4 protein-coding genes are annotated in these 3,717 nt (G+C 66.5%); 2 read left to right on the forward strand and 2 right to left on the reverse strand.

Annotated features, from left to right (window positions below):
* A partial coding sequence (locus LXT13_RS28290; protein WP_233375774.1) for an IS110 family RNA-guided transposase occupies window positions 1–396 on the forward strand: 396 nt, incomplete at its 5' end.
* A gap of 137 nt (window positions 397–533) precedes the next feature.
* Here LXT13_RS28290 and istB read toward each other — a convergent pair.
* Together istB and istA are read right to left on the reverse strand one after the other, a co-directional pair.
* A complete protein-coding gene (gene istB, locus LXT13_RS28295) occupies window positions 534–1,298 on the reverse strand; it encodes an IS21-like element helper ATPase IstB (RefSeq protein WP_233375775.1) in 765 nt (254 codons plus the stop codon).
* Window positions 1,295–2,959, reverse strand: coding sequence for an IS21 family transposase (gene istA / locus LXT13_RS28300; protein WP_233375777.1), 1,665 nt, complete (start codon window positions 2,957–2,959; stop codon window positions 1,295–1,297). The genes istB and istA overlap by 4 nt, the downstream gene beginning before the upstream one ends.
* A gap of 468 nt (window positions 2,960–3,427) precedes the next feature.
* Here istA and LXT13_RS28305 point away from each other — a divergent pair.
* On the forward strand, window positions 3,428–3,717 hold a 290-nt coding region (locus tag LXT13_RS28305; protein ID WP_233375778.1), incomplete at its 3' end, for a transposase.

The raw sequence follows: 3,717 nt of genomic DNA on the forward strand, positions 1-3,717 counted from the left end.
GCCAGTCAGCGCCTTGAGAAGGTGCCGGGCATTGGGCCACTGACCGCGAGTGCCCTGGTCGCCAGCATCGGCGATGCGAAGAACTTCGACAACGGCCGCCAGTTCGCGGCCTGGCTGGGCGTGATTCCGCGACAGCACTCCAGCGGTGGCAAGCCGACGCTGCTGGGCATGAGCAAGCGCGGCGATGCGTACCTACGCACGATGCTGATCCACGGCGCACGCTCCGTCATCTACCGAGCCACCCAGCGCGCTGACGCAGACAGCTGGCTGGTCAAGCTCACGACGCGTCGAAACAAGAACGTTGCAGCAGTCGCGATGGCGAACAAGACAGCGAGGACCGTCTGGGCGCTGCTGGCGCACGGGCGAGAGTTCAAGGCGGGTTACGCCGCTGCGTAGCCCGACATCGACGACACCTACAGCAACAGGAGATTCCCACCGCCGATTGCTCAGGCAACCAGCAAGTTGACCCCCGATGGCCAGGTCAAACTGCCCCACTTGTGGCCACCCAAACTGCCCCGGGCAGGACGGGGGAATTATGCGGGGTCTGAAGCCGTGACGAGGCGGGCAGAGGCCTCCTTCAGCCGGTAGCTTTTGCCTTCGAACTCGAGCATCGCGCAGCGATGCATGAGTCGGTCCAGGATGGTGGTGGCCATGGTCGCGTCGCCGAGGTGGCGGCCCCAGTCCTGGACCACGCGGTTGGACGTGATGACGATCGAGCGGCGCAGCTTGTAGCGCTGGTGCACGATCATCTGCAGCAGCTCAGCGGCGTGCTCGCCGATGCGCCGCGCCAGGAACAGATCGTCCAGCAGCAGTAGGTCCGCCGCGACCCAGGCCTTGAGCAGCCGGGCCCGCTCGCCGGCGTCCGCCAGCGCGTACCGGGCCAATGCCCCGTCGGCTTCGACGTAGGCGACGTCATAGCCTTGCAAGGTCGACTGGTAGGCCACAGCCTTGGCGACATGGCTCTTGCCGGTGCCGGGCTTGCCCACCAGGAGCGCGTTGGTGCCTTCGCTGAGGAACTTCAGGCTGTGCAGCTCGAAGCAGGCGCCGCGTGGCAGCTTGGGATTGAAGCGCCAGTCGAAGTCCGCCAGAGATAGCTTCTCGTCCAAGCCGGAGAGCTTGTAGCGCCGTGTCATGAGGCGGCTGCGGCGCTGGTCCAGCTCGTCCTGCAATAGCGACGTCAGCGTGTCCAGGAACGGCTCCTGAGCGGCCTGGGCCTGCATCACGCGGGTGTGCAGCGTTTGGGCCATGCCGGACAGGCGCAACTTGCGCAGCGTGTTCTCGATTTCTTGGGTGTTCATGCGAAGAGGTCTCCTTGAGGGATGGCGAGCGCGGCGACGGGCGCGAACGTCGCCGCGGCGGTGCTTGCGGCTTGGGCGAAGAGTTCGCCGTACTCCTCTGGGCTGCGGATGAGCTCATGGGCCTGCGTGGGCTGGAGCTCGCAGGATTCGGCCGTGGACGCCACTGCCTCCAGGCGCTGCAGGGCCCGCGCCACCCGTTGTTCGGTGATGAGCTTGACGTGGCGATAGCTGTAGACGCCGTCGTCCAGGGCTTGCGCGCAAGCGGCGTTGACGATCTGTCGCGGCTGGCGATCCGCGAGGTGGACGATGCCCCAGAGCTTGCGCTGGCCCACACGCCCCTCGACGGTGAACATCAGCTGGCACAGCCGCTCGGCGTCAGCGCCGATGGCCTTGGCCTGCTCGAGGATTCGGCGGGTCTCGCGCGAAGGGTTGAAGATTCGCTCGCCTTCGGGCAACACCACTGTGCCGGGGCGATCAGCCTTGGTGTGCGTGCGCAGCAGCGCCTGCGTCCTGAGATCGCGGATCTCCAGGCGCTGCTCGAAGATGCGCACCAGCACCTGGGTGCCGATGGCGGCTGGTCGGGCGGCGTAGCTGCAGTGGGTCACTCGAACGCAACCGTCGTCGCACACGGTGCGCTCCTCGTCACGGAAGTACTGCATCGGCCGGGGCGGTAACGGTTGCAGGTGCGGCCGCTCCTCCTCGAACATCGCCTGCACCTGGCGGCGCTCGGCGCCGTGGATGCGCGGCGCCGCCCAGCGAGTCTCCCAGTGCTCCAGATACTCGTTCTGCTCCTCCAGGCTCTGGAAGCGTTTGCCCTTCAAGGCCGTGCCCTGGGTGTGGCCGATCGCGTTCTCGACGCTGCCCTTGCGATTGGGATCCCGCACCCGCGCGGGGTCCGCCACGACCTCGTAGTGCGCGAGTGTCGCGGCATACACCGTATTGAGCTCGGGCTCGTATAGATCGGGCTTGATGACGCCTTCCTTCAGGTTGTCCAGCACCACGTAGCGGCAGGACCCGCCGAAGTACCTCCAGGCCTGCTCGTGCAACTCCGCCCAGACCTGTTGGCTGGACTTCCAGACTACGCGGCGGAAGCTGCGCCTCGAATAGCGGAGCGTCGCCACGAACAGGCGCGGCTTGCGATAGCGATCGCTCCCCGGCACCAGCGTGGGCGCGCCCTCGCCGTAGTCGACCTGCATCTCCTCGCCCGGCGCGAAGCTCAGTCGGTCGAACTGCTCCGGTTCGCGCACCCGCAGCCTGGCGACGAAGCGCTTGACGGAGTTGTAGCGGCCGGCGAAGCCATGCTCGTCAACCAGCTCCTGGAAGATGGCCATGGCATTGCGGCCCAGGCGCAGTTGGGCTTCGATGTAGGCGCGATGGGGTTCGCACAGAGACAACGCTGCGGTGCCGAGCGGCACCGATGGCGGCGGCGAAGCCGGTGGCCAGGGTGGGGCAGTTTGAGCTGACACGTCCGCACAGGAGCCGGTGGCCACCCCGGGGCAGTTTGAATAGCCGGGCGGGTCGTCCTGTACGGCAAAGCGCCTGGCGTAGTCGCGAATCGTGTGGCGGGAGATGCCGGTGCGGCGCTCGATCTCGCGCTGGCTGTTGCCTGCGCGCAAGAGCGTCCAGATCGTGGTTTGCAGATGTGGCTTCAAGACGTTCACCTCGTGTAATCCCCCTCCAGTCGAGGGGAAGAAGTTACGTCCTGCGTCGTCAGGGCTGAGGCGCCTGACCGGCCTTGTTCAGCGGATCAATTCACCCCGGCCAAGTGGGGCAGTTTGAGTGGCCATGGGTGGAGCACTTTGACTGGCCACCGGGGGTTGATGGCACGACAGGTCAGACCGTGGTTGGCACAGCCCGCGCCGGACGAGGCACTTCGAGTGCGTGTGAGCGATTGGGCGCCGACCAGCAGAACCCATCAGGGACAGCGAGCTCGTCTCGCATTGAAAGTCCGAATGTACGGGTGCAATCTTTTCTTCGTGCAGCAGTGAGCTGGAAGCTTGGCAAACCGGGGGCGTCCATGTACGTCCAGGGACACCACCTTTCGCGCTGATGGCGATCGCGTGAACATGGCGTCCACCTGATTTTGGTGGACACCTATGCATCCCAATAGTCGGCCAGGCACGAGGCGCGTGCATTCGGCGGAGTTCAAGGCGAAGGTCCTGGCGCAGTGCGCGCAGCCCGGCGCGTCGATCGCTGCGGTGGCGATGACCAACGGACTGAACGCGAACCTGGTGCGCAAGTGGTTGGCGGGCCGAGGCCTGAAGCGCGCGGGCCTGACGCAGTCCGGCGCAGGCCAGCCGGCGATGTCGCTGGGCGCTGCCGCGCCAGCGTCGTTGCCGGCGATGCGCTTCGTGCCGGTGGAACTGGCTGACACGAGCCGCGGCGATGACGCGGGCGTGGTCCCAGGCCCTGCGCCCAC

Source organism: Pelomonas cellulosilytica, assembly GCF_021353265.1.
GTDB classification, from domain to species: Bacteria; Pseudomonadota; Gammaproteobacteria; order Burkholderiales; family Burkholderiaceae_C; genus Pelomonas; species Pelomonas cellulosilytica.

What these genes read in the sequence shown, in the direction of transcription:
- istB (WP_233375775.1), bottom strand. Translation starts at nt 1,298, where the DNA reads ATGAACACCCAAGAAATCGAGAACACGCTGCGCAAGTTGCGCCTGTCC.